This window comes from Bifidobacterium sp. VU/mBH4 (B4), assembly GCF_058199535.1.
In genome coordinates, this window is record NZ_JBVPQJ010000006.1 from 108,894 (window position 1) to 124,107 (window position 15,214).

Genomic DNA, 15,214 nt, shown 5'->3' on the forward strand with positions numbered 1-15,214 from the left:
ACTGAGCCCGTGCAAGAACGGTGGAAGGCGCCCATGGAGGAGGCCCTGCGGCTGGCCGGGATAGCCGGAGACCAGGGGGACGTGCCCGTGGGCGCCTTGGTCTTGGATGCCTCGGGCCGGGTCATCGGTCGGGGCTTCAACCAGCGGCAGACCCTGGGCCGTCCCCTGGCTCATGCCGAGATGGAGGCCATCGGGAAATCCGACGCGGGCTGGGATCTGGCAGGGTGCACCATGGTCGTCACCCTGGAGCCCTGTCCCATGTGTGCCGGAGCCCTGATGGCCTGCCACTTCAGCAGGGTGGTCTTCGGCGCCTGGGATCCCAAGATGGGGGCCTGCGGGTCGGTCTGGGATCTGCCTCGTGACCCGCACACCGGAACAAGGGTCGAGGTGCTGGGCGGTGTGTGCGAACAGGCATGCGCCGGGATTCTTGCCGATTTCTTCGCCCGGCGCCGCCAGGACTGAGTCCCGTTGTTCAGCGGTGGCTGTGATTGGCCCTGTACCGCTGGAAGGCCGGGGTGACCTGGAGGGCCGCCCAGATGCAGCGCAGGACAATCAGGCAGAGGTAGGCGGCGAACAGATTGGCGCCCACTCGCGCGCTGACCCCTGAAGCCGCCCAGGTGCCCACCGGCGTGGTCAGTGCGGCCACGATGCCCAGAAGCAGCCCCTGGCCTGCGTGGACCAGATGATGCCTCAGGTTGGTGAATGTCCCTGACAGTGAACTGGGCAGGATGGCCAGCAGGGAGGTCCCCCTGGCGATCAGGTCGCTGGCGCCCAGCAGAGCCAGGGCAGGGACCGCTATGGCTCCGCCGCCAACGCCCAGCAACCCTGACAGGGTTCCGATCAGGATGCCGACCAGCAGAATGATCAAAGCCACCGCCGGGCTCAGCTGGATGCTGCTATCTCTGGAGGGCGTGGACAGCAGCTGCTGGGCAATGACTGCCATCAGGAAGCCCACATAGAGCCACCTGAGTATCACCTCTGGAAGCCGGTCCAGCAGCCAGGTGCCGATCTGCGCCCCAATGACCGTGCCCACGGCCAGCAGCAGGGCGGCCAGCCAGTCCACATGCCCGCCCAGGGCGTAGGAGGCCACGCCAGCCAGCGACATGGGGATCATGGATGCCAGCGAGGTAGCCGAGGCCTGACGTTGCTGCAGTCCGGTCCATACCAGGGCAGGCACAATGATCGATCCGCCGCCGATGCCGAACATCCCCGACAGGAATCCGCTGATCACGCCCACCAGTATCAGGATGGCCAGGGTCCGCCGGTCCATCCCTCCGGCTCCTCTCTGTTCTTTCTGCATGGGTTCCAGCCTAGGTCGACGTTTTCGTTGTGATGGCAGGATGTCCGCGTATGTGGCCAGGTCCTCCAAGGTGCTGGAATCCTGGCATATCCCAGCTCTTATGTCCACCATGCGACCGTTGCCTTGGTTCCCTTCTGCCGTCTCGGCATACTGCTTGGTATCCCCCGGGCCGGTCCCCGGAGGTGCGTTGTCTAATCAAGAAAATGAAGAGGGTGTGTTTCGATGCGATATACGGTCATCGGTGCCGGAGCCATGGGCTATCGTCTGGGTGTGCTGCTGCAGGAGCAGGCCGGCCTGCAGGTGGATTTCGTGGATACCTGGATGCCCAATATTGACAAGGTTCATGACCAGGGAGGCGTCTATGTCTCCCGCGATCACGAAAATCGTCATTTGGTGCCCGTCAACATTTACACCCCCGAGGACTACAAGGGCGACCCCGATGTCTGGATCGTCATGCTCAAGCAGATGCAGCTGGAGGCTGTCCTGGAGCGTTGCGCACCGCTCTTCCGCGACCATCAGGTGGTCTTCTCGGCCATGAATGGCTGGGGGCATTTCGACAAGCTGCTCAAGTACTTCCCCAAGGAGCGCATCTACGGCGGCACGGCCATGATCGGCACAGTCCTCAACGGGCCGGGCGACGTGGACTTCATCGGCAAGTCCGGGGCCGGCTCCATGCACCTGTGTGCCATGACCGAGCAGACCAGCGACCTGGAGCGCGGAATGGCCGAGGACTTCAAGGCCGCCAACCTCAACCCCATCCTGACCGAGAACTTCGAGGGCACCTGCCTGGCCAAGATCATCTTCAACTCGGTGGTCAACACCATCTGCACCATGTACCAGATCACCATGGGCCAGTTCATCTCCTACCCGGGCGCCAAGGATATGTCCCGCCAGCTGATCGACGAGGCCTATGACGCCTGCGAGCGGGCCGGCAAGCAGCTGATCCAGACCCGTCAGGAGACCCTGGACGAGGTGGACTATGTCAGCCGCGTGGGCAATCCCCTCCACTACCCCTCCATGTATCAGGACATGTCCAAGGGCCGCCCGACCGAGGTGGATTACATCAACGGCTATCTGGCACGTCTGGGACGCGAGCATGACTACGTCTGCCGGACCCAGGAGTTCCTGACCCACGGCGTCCATCTGGCCGAGCTGGCTTTCCGCGTCCATCATGAGGAGCAGGCCAACCGGGGGTGAATGGGTGATTTATAGTGGGGGTGGCACAAGGACGTCCGAACCCGTCCGGCCAGGAGGATCATGACCCAGGAAGAACGCATGCAGCTGCCCGACCGGGTGCGGACCAACGGAGCCACCCCCAATCCCTGGTGGGCCAATGCGGTGGTCTACCAGATCTATCCACGGTCCTTCCAGGACACGAACGGCGACGGTTACGGCGACCTGCCGGGCATTACCCAGCGTCTGGACTACCTGGCCGATCTGGGCGTGGACGTGATTTGGCTGAGCCCTGTCTACCGATCTCCCCAGGATGACAACGGGTACGACATCTCCGACTATCAGGACATCGACCCCATCTTCGGCACCATGGACGATATGGACGAGCTTTTGGACCAGGCCCACCGTCGGGGCATCAAGGTGGTCATGGATCTGGTGGTCAACCACACCTCGGACGAGCACGCCTGGTTCCAGGCCTCCCGCAACAAGGATGACCCGCACGCCGACTGGTACTGGTGGCGTCCCGCCAAGGCCGGCCACGAACCCGGCACTCCGGGCGCAGAGCCCAACCAATGGGGGTCCTACTTTGGGGGCTCCGCCTGGCAGTACGATCCACAGCGAGGCGAATACTACCTGCACCTGTTCTCCAAGAAGCAGCCTGACCTCAACTGGGAGAACCCCCAGGTCCGGCAGGCCGTCTTCGACATGATGAATTGGTGGATGGACCGGGGCATCGACGGGTTCCGCATGGATGTGATCGTCATGATCTCCAAGGCCGTCGACCCCGAGGGTCGTCTGCCCGGCGAGGACGGATCGGCCATCGCTGACGGTCCCGTGGGGCCTGAGGGGTACTCGTCCTCGGTGCCCTTCTGCGTGGACGGCCCCAGGCTGGATGAGTTCCTCCAAGAGATGCGCAGCCGGGTCTTCCAGGGTCGGCAGGGTTACCTGACCGTGGGGGAGGCTCCCAGTCTGGCGCCTGCCCGCAGCGGGCAGATCACCGATCCGGCCAACCACGAGCTGGACATGCTCTTCCTCTTCACCCAGACCGAGGTTGACACCGGGGACAGCAAGTGGGACATCCGCCCCTTCCAGGTCTCCCGGCTCAAGGCGGTCATGGACGAGCAGCAGCAGGCCGTGGCCAAGACCGGATGGGCCAGCCTCTACTTCGACAACCACGACCAGCCCAGGATCGTCTCCCGTTGGGGTGACACCTCCAGCGAGGAGCTGCGCTCGCGTTCGGCCAAGGCCCTGGGGCTCCTCCTGCACATGCATCGGGGGACCCCCTACATCTATCAGGGCGAGGAGCTGGGCATGACCAACGCCGGTTTCACCAGCCTCGACCAGTACCAGGATCTGGAATCCATCAACCTCTACCATCAGCGGGTCGACCAGGCGCACGAGCAGGATCCGGAGTCCATGATGGCAGCCCTGGCCTATATGAGCCGCGACAATGCCCGCACCCCCATGCAGTGGGATTCCACCAAGTTCGCTGGCTTCACGGCTTCTTATGCTCCCAAGGAGCCCTGGCTGGCCGTCAATGCCAACCGGGACAAGGTCAACGCCAAGACCGAGCTGCGTGACCCTGAATCGGTCCTGGCCTTCTACCGTGAGCTGATTCGTCTGCGTCACACCAATCCGGTCGTGGCGGCCGGCGACTTCACCCTTCTGGATCCGGATGCGGACCAGATCTATTCATTCACCCGTTGCCTGGACCAGGCGCCGGAGCCCAAGTCGGGACCCGAGGCTGCCAGTGTTCTGGATGCCCTGCCCTGCCAGCGCCTGCTGGTTGTGGTCAATCTGAGCAGCCGCCCGGCCTCACTGCCTCCTGAAACCGCAGCGCTTCTGGGCTTGGACCAGACCGGATTCACCTCTATGGCTCTTGGGGATGTGGATCCCGACCGGATCCTCATATCCACCTACCGGCCCGAGCAAACTGCCAGCTCACTGCTGACCGGTCGTCTCTCCCCATGGGAGGGTTTCGTCTACCGACTCTGAGGAAACCCCGTCGCCGGCACAACTTCCAGGCTAGAGTGGAAGTCAGCGATGCCCTGATGGGCCTGTGGGACCGGATGGGTCCCCCGGGTCCAGGGGCGATGGGTCCGCGCCGTGGTCAATCCCGACGATTCCGGCACGGACGGGAATAGAAAGCGGGTTGCATGTCTCGTCTGATCATTGTCTCCAATCGTTTGCCCATGTCACTGCAGGCGCAGGAAGACGGCTCCTACACCTTGCACCAGAACGTGGGGGGACTGGCCACGGCCATCGGCCCCTACCACCGTTCCCATAAGGACTGCCTCTGGATCGGCTGGAGCGGCATCGATCCTCAGAAGTACTCGGAAAAGGAGCTGGACCGCATCCGTCAGGCCTACCGGGAGAGCCGGTGCATTCCTATCTTCCTGAGCAAGGAGGAGCTGAACGGATACTACGCCGGGTTCTCCAACAACACCCTGTGGCCGCTCTTCCATGACTTCTCGCACGAGGCCGTCTTCCGCCAGGAGGACTGGGAGATGTACCGCAAGGTCAACATGCGTTTTGCACAGGTGGTGGAGCCGCTTATCCGCAAGGGCGACACCATCTGGGTCCAGGACTACCACCTGATGCTCCTGCCCAAGATGTTGCGCGAACGTTACCCTGACGCCTCCATCGGCTGGTTCCTGCACGTGCCCTTCCCAAGCGCCGAGATCTTCCGCTCCCTGCCCTGGAGCCGCGAGATCCTGGAGGGCGTCCTGGGCGCCAACCTGATCGGCTTCCACACGGTGGACTTCTCCGCCAGCTTCCTGGCTTCCCTGCACAGGCTGCTGCCCGAACTGCCCGTCAACCGGGACGGCGTGGTCGAGATGCCTGACGGCCACCGAGCAGCCATCGACGCCTTCCCCATCGGCATCGACTACAATCTCTACCGGCGTACCGCCCACTCCGGCCTGGCCCGGGCCATGCGTCGAGGAATCGACGAGGCCTGTGGCAAGTCCCCCCGTCATCGCTACCGCACCTCGGTGACTGCCGAGGGCGTGGCGGCCAACGAAGCCGCCACATCGGACGCCAACTGGTGGAGCCACTACATGGAGAAGGACATCCCCGAGTCCACGCTGGCCAAGCAGGCAGCTTCCTCGGTGGGCAGCCGCTCCAACAAGGTCATCGTTTCGGTGGACCGGCTGGACTACACCAAGGGTCTGCCCGAGCGGCTTCAGGCCTTCGGCCGCATGCTGGACAAGTACCCTGAGTGGGTGGGCCATGTCACCTACTACCTGCTGGCCACCCCCTCGCGTGAGGTCGTCGAGTCCTATCAGCGGCTCAAGGCCCAGGTGGACCAGCTGGTGGGCGAGATCAACGGCCGCTACTCCCTGCTAGCCTGGACCCCCATCCACTACATCACCCGCTCCCTGTCCATCAAGCCGGTCTGCGGCATCTACACGGCTGGAGACGTAGCCCTGGTCACCCCCCTGCGCGATGGGATGAACCTGGTGGCCAAGGAGTACCTGGCCTGCCATGACGGGCGCGACGGCACCCTGGTCCTGTCGGACATGTGCGGGGCTGCCGACGAGCTGACCGATGCCTTCATCGTCAATCCCTACGACATCGACATGGTCTGCGAGGCGCTGCACAACGCTCTGGAGATCACCCCCGAGGAGTCCAAACGGCGCAACATCCGCATGCAGGCCCGGCTCAAGGTGCGCACCGCAGCCAACTGGTGCACCTCGTTCCTCGACTCCCTGCGGCAGGTGTCCACTCCGGGCATGACAGACAGGAGGCTGCGTATGGATCACCACAACGCCATCGTTCGTCAGTGGGACGGCGCCCATCGTCGTCTGGTCCTGTGCGACTATGACGGGACGCTGACCCCGCTGGTTCGCCGTCCTGAGCGAGCCAAGCCCACCCAGGCCCTCCGCCGTCTGCTGACCCAGGTGGGAAGCAATCCCGATGTGGACTTCCTGCTGGTCTCCGGCCGCAGCCATCAGATCATGCAGGACTGGTTCGGTGACCTGCCGGTGGGGCTGATTGCCGAGCATGGCGCCTGGAACCGCAACCTGCCCGGCAGCGACTCGGACGAGTGGCAGCGGGCGCAAGGCCTGCCCGACTCCGATACCTGGCAGAAGGTGATCCGGCCCATCATGGATGAGTCGGCCACCAGGGTCCCCAACTCCTTTGTGGAGAGCAAATCCGATGCGGTGGCCTGGCACTACCGGATGAGCGATGCCCAGGTGGCGGAACAGGAGCGTCAGGATCTGCTCCATCGTCTGCGCGGAGTAGTGGTCGGCCTGGGGTTGATGATCATGGAGAACTCCAAGGTCGTCGAGGTCACCCCTGTGGCCACCAGCAAGGGCCAGGCCATCCTGCCCTTCGTCAACAGCGATGATTACGACTTCATGATGGCCTTGGGCGACGATGAAACGGACGAGACCATGTTCGCCGTCATGCCCGATAAGGGATGGACCATCAAGGTCGGGCCCGGCCAGACCAAGGCTCGGCTGCGGGTCAACGATCCGACCGCAGTCACTCTGCTGCTGGCCGACCTGGGTGCCGGTGTGGCCCGTGACTCCAATGAGCCCGTGGCCTCCCACGACTTCCGCGACGACCATACCGTGGTCGACGAGGCGCATGCCCAGCTCACTGACGACAAGTAAGGCAGACGACCGCAAGCCATCACCGGCGACTGTTAGCCACTACCGGTAACCGCTCGTGAAATCCGTCAAGTTCACGGGCAGGCTGGTGGTTGGTTTGGTTATCGGTCTGGTTGTTTCAGATCCGCTCTCATGCCTGTCCGGTCCTCGGGTGCCCAAACGTTCGATTGCTCACATGTTTTGGATTTTCAGTATGTTTAGGTGTCCACCATGTTGACGGCTGACCCCATTGGTCGGGCCCGGCCGACCATACTTGGAGCATGGATACTTCAACAATCACTGCCTGTCTTGAGTCCGATCATGCCGCTGATCTGCGCAAAGCCGCCCAACGTCTGGAAGGTGTGGCCCGTCATACCCTTATCGAGGAATCCGATGATCTGGGTGCTCGGATAGGCCATCGCGTTCTGCTCAAGCCGGAGAATCTGCAGCTGACCGGATCCTTCAAGATTCGCGGAGCTTACAACAAGGTGGCCTCGCTGAATCAGGACGAGCTGGATCGCGGGATCGTCACCGCTTCCGCTGGCAATCATGCCCAGGGGGTGGCTTTTGCTGCCCGCAGCCGGGGCGCGAAGGCCACCATTGTTATGCCCCGGATCACGCCGCCCCTCAAAGTCGATGCCACTCGGGCCTATGGTGCCGAGGTTGTCCTGCAGGGCGAGGTCTTCGATGAAAGCTCTGACTACGCCTTGGGGCTGGCACGTGATCGCGGCATGACCTTCGTCCCGCCCTTTGACGACTACGAGGTCGTCTGCGGTCAGGGGACCATAGCCATGGAGATTCTTCAGGACGTGCCCGATGTCACCGATATCGTGGTTCCCCTGGGTGGAGGCGGGCTGGGTGCTGGTGTTGCGCTCGCCGTAAAGACCTTTAAGCCTGAGGTCAGAGTCATTGGAGCCACTCCAGTAGGATCTCCGGCCTGGCGTGAGTCTCTGACAGCTGGCCATGTGGTCGCAGCAGACCAGATGCGTACGGCTGCCGAGGGTGTAGCCGTCAGACGTCCCGGCGATCTGAACTATGCTCTTCTCAGCCGCTATATGGATGATCTGGTCCAGGTAACCGAAAGCGACATCTCCGAAATGATCCTATTCATGCTGGAGAAGCACAAACTGGTGGTCGAGGCAGCCGGTGCCGTCTCCTTGGCAGCCCTAGGACAGTTGGATCTGCAGTCCGATGTCTTCCGGTCGGCTCCTGGGCCGCACGTGATCGTCCCCATCATCTCGGGCGGCAACATCGACACGGTTACCATGGGTGCGGTCATCCAGCGGGGGATGATCTCCCGCGGACGCATCATGCAGTTTGGCGTGGAGCTGCCCGACGTTCCCGGCCAGCTGGTCAATGTGGCCACGGTCCTGGCCGATCTGCGAGCCAATGTGATCGAGCTCAACCACGACCAGTTCAAATCCTCCGGCCACTATGACAACGGCGTGCTCTTGGAAGTGACTGTGGAGACCAACGGCCCCGACCACATCACCCAGATTTTGGATACCTTGCGCAGCCGGGGCTTCCAAGTCCATCAGAACTACTGACTTGGTTTCCCGATCGAAACCGGGGTCCAATGCCCAGCTTCCAAGGTTCCAAGATAAGGATCACGACCGGGCGAAGAGACAAAATGGCCGTCGCCGTTGCTGAGTTTGGCTGATAGCCTGCAGGTTCTTGCATGGACTATCTATGGCAATCCTTGCGCCGTCTTTCTTGATGCTCTAATGTAGGCTGCCCTCTGCGCCGGCATCGGTCAGGGCCGCGTTCCAGAGAGCGGCCTTATGGTTCTGCGACTGTTTGAATCTGGTGACGAAGTTTCGTGCTTCTGCATAGTTCGAGCCCATCTGGTTCCGGAGCGATTTCCAGGTGATGACCGGGGTCTGGTAGGCGTAGGTCCGGCTGCCGTTGATGCGCACCCATTCGGCTGCACCAGGCTCGGGGTTGCGGATAGGCGGAAATATGCGGCAGAAGTCGGGCATTAGGTAGGCCCAGCGCTGCCTGTTGAGCTGCTTCCATTGCGGTCCGCCTAGGGGCCGTGGATTCTGACTGGCGAATTCTTTCGTAAGGAGGCAATACCCTTTATTGCTTCTCTTTGTTCCCCGTTCTGTTCCCGGCAAGAGAAGATTTTTCATACTAAATTCAGTATATCTACGCAGTGAGGGTTCTTGTTAAAGAGGAGGGACTCAAGGTTTCCGCTCGGCGTTCGCTGTTTGTTTTCTGTGTTGGCGGTTCATCTTTGACTTGTCGGCGAACCGGTTTAGGGCGTCCTTGTCCTCGTTCCAGTGGTAGTTGTTCATACACTTTGGTGAGCAGAATCGCTGAATCTTCCTCTTGCCTTTGGCCGGCAGGTACGGCTTGCTGCATCAACAGGCAACGGTCCACATAAAGGCCGTTGATCTCGCTTGTTTCGTGCATTGGTTCCCGCGCAGATTTTGGATTTTGCGCATGTCCCTGCAGCCGAATTTTGTCGGATTAGCGCATCGTGCGCAGAATTTGGTGTCATTTCAACGATAACACTGGATTTTCCGCATTTTAATGCAAGAAGTCCATCTCTTGAATTTGGTCTGATTGTGGCTTGTCTGGACGTGATTGCTGTCTGTGGTGGTTGGCGCACTTGGGGTGTATTGATTGATGGTGATTTCGTGATTGCCGGTGTTCTATGGATGTGATGAGCTGGTTTCGGGTCCTTTTTGGGATAACGGTGGAATGCTTGCTTCAGACTGTGGCAGTTCTTCCGGTGCGCACGCCCGGCTCTGCTCTGCTCTTTTCTGCCGGCTCCGGCAGGCTTGTACCGCATGCTGGAGATGGAGAATCTGTCCACCAGGATGACCCAGGACCGGCTGGCCGTTCTGGGTATGCCTTGCGGATGATGGCCGACTTGGGGGTGCCCTCCTTCTTGGCCGCCCGGCTGGCTTTGTCGCCCAGGTCCTTGGGCGCCCTGACCCTCCAGGCGCATCACGCGGTCCGTTCCTCGGCCCCTTGCTTCTCCAGCTTCTCCAACTTCGCCATGCTCTGGGCAATGAGCGATGCGGCCTGCTCGTCGGTCAGCAGCGGGGCGCCGGGGTCCCGCCGGATAGCGGCCTCCGTGTGGTGGATCAGCTCCCCCCGGTCGGCTGCGTGGATCATCGCATCGATGTCCTTCTGGTTCTCGGGTGTGACTTGCTTGGCCATTTTGCGCTCCTTTCCCTTCCTGTGCGCCTGTCTCTCTTCGCCCTCACCGGGTGGCCTCGGCCCGGCGCAGGCGCATCTGTTCGAATTCCGTATGGAGATCCCTGAAGAACTGGTCCTCGTCCACCTCGCGGTTCGGGTCCATGAACCGTTCGGTGCCGGGGACGGCATCCAGGCGCTCGCCGCGTTCGGCCTTGGTGTTCATCTCCTCCATCTGCCGGCGCTCTTTTTCCGTCTTAGGCTCGTACTCGTATTCGTTCATGGCTTCGATTCCTTTATCCATAGACATGGCTTTTTGATCGTTGGTTGGTTTGTCTGTCCGTCTATCGGTCGCGCTTGTGCTACTCAATCAGATAGCGCCACACGTCGTTGACGGTCAAGGTGTGGAAGGCGACGAATTCCCCAGGCTCGTCTTCCTTGACTATGACCTCGATGCAATTCTTTTCAAGCGCTCCAGGATGCCTGGGCCCGACGAACACCACGGCATCCAGCCCATTCCGAGCCTAGACCTCCTCTTTGCCTGCATAATGCAGGACGGCATAGCCGATTTCTTGGTATTCGTTACACCATGCCTGCCGGCGCTTCTGGTCATCTTGAGCGTTTGAGCTCCTCTCTCCCGCCTTCTATCTCTATGGCACCACACTGACGACCTGCAGTCAAAGGCCGCACTTTTTTCTTCTGAGTATTCCTTGGATCTACCAGCCGCGTCCTGCTGTGGAGGGCATTCTCTTCGATGATTCATTTCGGCTTCGGGTCGTTTTATGGGCTCCTGTAATCAGGAAAAGGCCGCGGCTTTTCCGGATCGCAGCCATTGCTTTTTGCTTAAGACAACGACAATCAGAAGCTAGGCAGTCAGAAGGCTTTACATGCTTTTTTCGCCCGATTCCGGATGAAGTCGGCCAGGACGGAGTGAACCAGCGCCGAAGAGTTATGCAGGTTCTCCTCCCGGGCGATGTGCTTCAGGGGGTCCTTCATGGTCGGCGTGACCTTCACACGTAGTTCCACGTTGACGGGACGTCGCTCCTCTTCGCGGGGTCGGCCGGCGAAGATGCCCATCAACTCTTTGTCCTTCAGGGCCGGAGCACCAGGGTCCCTGTACACCGCAGTTCCGGGCGCGGGCTTCAGCTCACCTCGGTCAGCCATTGCATCAAGCTCCTCGCTTGTATAGCTCACCTGCGTTTTCCTTTCTATTTATCGGGAGACCGCCATCCCCAGGCCAAACGGTCTGGGATAGCGGGTCCTTCAGCAAACCGCCGTCATTTGCAATGCATTAGATGCATCCACCTGTCGGTGACGGGCATGGCGTGGAATGCATGCAGGAGGCCATCCTCACGGCTAGCCGCAATCACCTCGATGACGTTATGGGGCGAGCCTCCTTCATGCCTGGGGCCGACGAACGCGACCGTCGCCTTCCGGGATTGCCCAGGGTTTTTTGAAAGCTGAAAGGGTGGCGGACGGCGTATCTGATCTCCCCATTCTTCAGACCATGTCTGCGTGCAGATTCGTCGACCTTTACCAATGTGCAAGATCGCATTCTCTCTCCTTATATCATCTTCACTTCGCGCCATTTCCCCCTCCTTTCCAATGCATTTCAGTCATACAAAGTTGTATTACTCCGTCAAATTACTCCGCTGACTTACTTCGCTAGCGAATATATCCCTTGCCCTTTGCTTTTTGAATCTTGGTTGAGCCACTATGGCGAAGCACACCGCCTTGCCGCCGCAGGAACGGCCGGCAGACGGGGTTGTCCGCGTCTGCCGGCCGGCACCCCGATCTCCTCTTTGATGCTTGCAGAGCGCTTCCTCATCCTCTGGCCGATCATGTCATCGCATCAGCATGCCGAATCCTCTGCAGTGTGCCCATCAACAGGGAGGAGCCTCTTCCCAACGCTGTAAAAGTGCATTACAATAGTGGTATGGCGATTAGGTTCACGGATTCGGCGTACCGGCATTTCGGCGAGGACCGCCTCGACGAGGCCATGGTGCTCAGGGCTATAGGCGAACCGGTATGGACCGCGATCGTTGACCCGGACGACCCGTCTGTGCCACCGCCGGCGCCCGGGGATCCGCCGACAGCGCTCATCGTGTGCAAAAGGCACCCAGGCGCATTGGACGACGACCTGCTCGAAGTGCTCATCCACCCCGATGGGCCCGACATGCGGGTATTCCACGTCATGCACTTGGGCGGACTGTGGCGCGACTACTGGCACCGCTGGTCCGACGGCCGGGACGGGAACGGGACGACGACGGAAAGGAAACGGCAATGAGCGACGAGAACACACGGCGCACGACCGTGAAGGCAAGCGAATACGAGAACCGCATGGACCGGCTCGACCGGGCCCCCTCGAAGCCGCCAGTCTCCGCATGGGGCGGCGAGGAAGCCAGGAGGATTAGCCAGGCCATGCTCGACCCCGACACAGACGCCACGAAGCTGTTCGCCACCCTGATGGGGCGCCCATCGCTCGAGCAGCGCGAACAGGGCAGGAAACCGAGCGTGCAGCACAGTGTGCGCTTGAGCGAACCCATGGACGAATACGTATCCGCCGCCATCAAGCGCGAGGGGTTGAAGAACCGTAGCGAATACTTCCGCATGCTCGTCCAGCGGGACGCTGAAAACCACCACACCGAACTCGTCGGCGCATGACACGGGACTGAAACCGAACCTGCCGGATCGCGGCGACCTTGCATGATCATTCCGGGATATTCGGCACTCCTCCGTTTGATCATCTGCTGTCAAGGGAAGCCCCAGCTGGCCATGTGTGCCATGATGGCCCAGCGGGTTCGCCGGATGCGGACACTATTAAGCGGTCGTTTCTTCCGCTGGCGAGAGGTGCCGATGCTTTCCCCGATGAATTTGGACTCGTGATCATGTCTTTCGGGCGCGTTTGAGCTCGGCTATTACACATGTAATCTACTTGGTGACCATCTGAGAGAGCTGGATTCTATATCGGAAGCGTCGGAGCTCTGTTGGGACAAGGCGTTTCAGGCTTATGGCTCTACTAAAAGTATGCTATCGGGCATGAAAAGGCCCCGATGGGATGTATGGCCTGAAGCCAGGGGTGTCCGCTGATCATTGTGGTGTGGCTATGGGGGTTTTGGAGCAAAGAATCGACTCTGTCGGTGCTGCAAATAGGTTGAGAGACAGGACGGGGCGCGTTGGATGCAGAGGGGCGGGAGAGTGTGGTTATTCCTATTCGAATTTTAGGAGCCCTATTGGTATCTGGTCCCAGTCCTCGTCGGTGCTGAAGGGCGTGTCCAGGGCATCATAGCTTTGCTCGGGCGGGAAGACTTTGGCTTCCGGAGTCGATTCGCCCTCCTTCTTCTGGGGCAGGGGTTCGCTTCCTGATGCAGAGTATCCGCGTGATAGGGGACCGGTACAGGCGGAGTCTGTCTGTAGTGAGACGGAAGACGGCTCAAGGATTGTCATAGTGGGCCCTGCAGGTTCTTGCAGGGCCCATCAGAAATCTGCAGATCGCAGACCTGTTCCGATAATTGCGTGGAAAGGTTAGGGAATCAACTCTGGCCGGCGATGGTCTTGTCAACGAGCTTGGGCAGCGCTTCTTCGATGGGTTCGTGGATGAGTCGGGTTGCCAAAGAATCATACTGGGTCGAACCCATGTTCATGATGGTGATTGGCACGCCCGCCTGGGCTGCCACTGGCACCAGCGAGGCCGCAGGATACACCTCCAAGGTGGACCCGATCACCCAGAATTGATCGGCCTGGCTGGCCCGCCTCATGCTCTTCTCCATGGCGCCCTCAGGTAGGGCTTGACCGAAGTAGACCACATCAGTCTTGATGATGCCGTCGCAAGGCATGTTGCCTTGGTAGGGCATGGGCTTATGGCAGTGTGGGTCGGGCTCCTGATCAAGCTTGGCCATGATGTCGGCTGTCCGGTATGCCTGGCCGCATTTCATACAGTGGGAGGTGCCGATGGTTCCGTGAAGGTTGACGATGACGTCCTCGGAGTTGCCGGCTTTCTCGTGGAGGGCATCGAAGTTCTGCGTAGCCAACAGGTTCAGCATGCCTGCCTGCTCCAGCTTGGCCAGTGCCTTGTGGGCTACTCCGGGCTGGGCCTTCCAGACTGGCGACTCCTTTTGCCACCGCCATGAATACTCCCGCTGCTTCCGGTCGCTCATGAACAGGTCCAGGTCATAGACGCTCATCTGATCGGGATGCTTGGTCCAAACCCCGTCAGGCCCGCGGAAATCCGGTATGCCGGCTGAAGTCGAGATGCCCGCCCCGGTCAGTACTGCAATTGTTGTGCTCATACACCCGTCTTACCATCCGTTAATAGACTCAATGAGTCGAAGGCCAACTTGGTGCGCGAATATACACCTATATCAACATTCGCATTCGTAGGGTGTGGATGACTGGCGATCGCGGACGAAAGGCAAACTCCGTATTGGATGTAACCGGTCCTGACCAGAATTCAGAAGGATCATGCTGACACGCCGACCCAGCAGTGGCTCAAGCAATACTTTGTGAATAAAATGTGTGCATGACGCAGAAACGGTAGGCTGAAGTCCAAACTTCGCGAGGTTCTAAAGTAAAAAGGGACATATGACGACACGCCGTCTGAGGGCTTGTTATTGCTGGTTTTAAGGGTGCTCCCAGAATGGCCGAGTTGCGTTTTGGCCGGCTCGTGGTAAGTTTATCTCTTGCTGCTCAACACGGCGGTTCTTCTTCCGGGAGGAAGTTGGATGGCTTGTTGGTGTGGTGGTGGTTTGAGAACTCAAGAGCGTGTTTGTGCTACTTATAGCTTTTTGATTGCCAGTCCGATGCCCGCCCGGCTGTTGTCGGGTACGTGGGAGCGTTGTGAGGGGTGTCGGGGTTTTTCGTGGGTTGGTTTCCTCCTTATGGAAGCTGGCCCGTCAATTATTGATGTGGGCTGTTTCGGCCTTCTTCATGGTTTTTTGTGGAGGGTTTGATTCTGGCTCAGGATGAACGCTGGCGGCGTGCTTAACACATGCAAGTC

15 protein-coding genes and 1 rRNA gene are annotated in these 15,214 nt (G+C 60.3%); 10 read left to right on the forward strand and 6 right to left on the reverse strand.

What is annotated here, in order from left to right:
- Positions 1-33: 33 nt before the first annotated feature.
- A complete protein-coding gene (locus AC0AII_RS07735) occupies positions 34-462 on the forward strand; it encodes a nucleoside deaminase (RefSeq protein WP_490446722.1) in 429 nt (142 codons plus the stop codon).
- Between the two features lie 10 nt (positions 463-472).
- Here the strand turns inward: AC0AII_RS07735 and AC0AII_RS07740 are convergent, their stop codons facing one another.
- A complete protein-coding gene (locus AC0AII_RS07740) occupies positions 473-1,300 on the reverse strand; it encodes a sulfite exporter TauE/SafE family protein (protein ID WP_490446715.1) in 828 nt (275 codons plus the stop codon).
- 222 nt (positions 1,301-1,522) lie between these two features.
- Here AC0AII_RS07740 and AC0AII_RS07745 point away from each other — a divergent pair, with 222 nt between their 5' ends.
- The 4 genes from AC0AII_RS07745 to ilvA all read left to right on the forward strand — a co-directional run bounded on the left by AC0AII_RS07745 (position 1,523) and on the right by ilvA (position 8,618).
- Positions 1,523-2,497, forward strand: a complete 975-nt coding sequence (locus AC0AII_RS07745; RefSeq protein ID WP_313842275.1) for a ketopantoate reductase family protein — start codon at positions 1,523-1,525, stop codon at positions 2,495-2,497.
- A 60-nt stretch (positions 2,498-2,557) separates the two neighbouring features.
- The gene (locus AC0AII_RS07750) at positions 2,558-4,468 is read left to right on the forward strand and encodes a glycoside hydrolase family 13 protein (protein ID WP_490446716.1); all 1,911 of its coding nucleotides are present in this window, start codon (positions 2,558-2,560) and stop codon (positions 4,466-4,468) included.
- 161 nt (positions 4,469-4,629) lie between these two features.
- A complete protein-coding gene (locus tag AC0AII_RS07755; protein WP_313837517.1) occupies positions 4,630-7,095 on the forward strand; it encodes a bifunctional alpha,alpha-trehalose-phosphate synthase (UDP-forming)/trehalose-phosphatase in 2,466 nt (821 codons plus the stop codon).
- 257 nt (positions 7,096-7,352) lie between these two features.
- Positions 7,353-8,618, forward strand: a complete 1,266-nt coding sequence (gene ilvA / locus AC0AII_RS07760; protein WP_313837515.1) for a threonine ammonia-lyase — start codon at positions 7,353-7,355, stop codon at positions 8,616-8,618.
- Between the two features lie 174 nt (positions 8,619-8,792).
- Here ilvA and AC0AII_RS07765 read toward each other — a convergent pair whose 3' ends face one another.
- A complete protein-coding gene (locus AC0AII_RS07765) occupies positions 8,793-9,050 on the reverse strand; it encodes a hypothetical protein (protein ID WP_313837513.1) in 258 nt (85 codons plus the stop codon).
- A 423-nt stretch (positions 9,051-9,473) separates the two neighbouring features.
- Between AC0AII_RS07765 and AC0AII_RS07770 the strand changes: the two genes are divergently transcribed.
- A complete protein-coding gene (locus AC0AII_RS07770; RefSeq protein ID WP_490446717.1) occupies positions 9,474-9,740 on the forward strand; it encodes a hypothetical protein in 267 nt (88 codons plus the stop codon).
- Positions 9,741-10,026: 286 nt separating this feature from the next.
- Here AC0AII_RS07770 and AC0AII_RS07775 read toward each other — a convergent pair whose 3' ends face one another.
- Both AC0AII_RS07775 and AC0AII_RS07780 read right to left on the reverse strand, forming a co-directional pair.
- Positions 10,027-10,242 (reverse strand): hypothetical protein, encoded by a 216-nt coding sequence (locus AC0AII_RS07775; RefSeq protein WP_198189755.1) that lies wholly within the window; start codon positions 10,240-10,242, stop codon positions 10,027-10,029.
- Positions 10,243-10,285: 43 nt separating this feature from the next.
- A complete protein-coding gene (locus AC0AII_RS07780; protein ID WP_313837511.1) occupies positions 10,286-10,501 on the reverse strand; it encodes a hypothetical protein in 216 nt (71 codons plus the stop codon).
- 121 nt (positions 10,502-10,622) lie between these two features.
- Between AC0AII_RS07780 and AC0AII_RS07785 the strand changes: the two genes are divergently transcribed.
- The gene (locus AC0AII_RS07785) at positions 10,623-10,844 is read left to right on the forward strand and encodes a hypothetical protein (protein WP_313837509.1); all 222 of its coding nucleotides are present in this window, start codon (positions 10,623-10,625) and stop codon (positions 10,842-10,844) included.
- A gap of 247 nt (positions 10,845-11,091) precedes the next feature.
- On the opposite strand, the gene AC0AII_RS07790 is transcribed toward AC0AII_RS07785, so the two are convergent.
- Entirely contained in the window at positions 11,092-11,382 is a 291-nt protein-coding gene (locus AC0AII_RS07790) for a hypothetical protein (protein WP_490446718.1), read from the reverse strand.
- 772 nt (positions 11,383-12,154) lie between these two features.
- Between AC0AII_RS07790 and AC0AII_RS07795 the strand changes: the two genes are divergently transcribed.
- Together AC0AII_RS07795 and AC0AII_RS07800 are read left to right on the forward strand one after the other, a co-directional pair.
- Positions 12,155-12,505: a hypothetical protein gene (locus tag AC0AII_RS07795; RefSeq protein ID WP_313837505.1), complete on the forward strand. Its 351-nt coding sequence runs from the start codon at positions 12,155-12,157 to the stop codon at positions 12,503-12,505.
- Positions 12,502-12,882, forward strand: coding sequence for a toxin-antitoxin system protein (locus tag AC0AII_RS07800; RefSeq protein ID WP_198189747.1), 381 nt, complete (start codon positions 12,502-12,504; stop codon positions 12,880-12,882). Before AC0AII_RS07795 ends, AC0AII_RS07800 begins: the two co-directional genes overlap by 4 nt.
- 869 nt (positions 12,883-13,751) lie before the next feature.
- Here the strand turns inward: AC0AII_RS07800 and AC0AII_RS07805 are convergent.
- Entirely contained in the window at positions 13,752-14,507 is a 756-nt protein-coding gene (locus tag AC0AII_RS07805) for a Sir2 family NAD-dependent protein deacetylase (RefSeq protein WP_313837502.1), read from the reverse strand.
- Positions 14,508-15,151: 644 nt separating this feature from the next.
- Between AC0AII_RS07805 and AC0AII_RS07810 the strand changes: the two genes are divergently transcribed.
- Positions 15,152-15,214 (forward strand): 16S ribosomal RNA (locus tag AC0AII_RS07810); the annotation flags it as partial.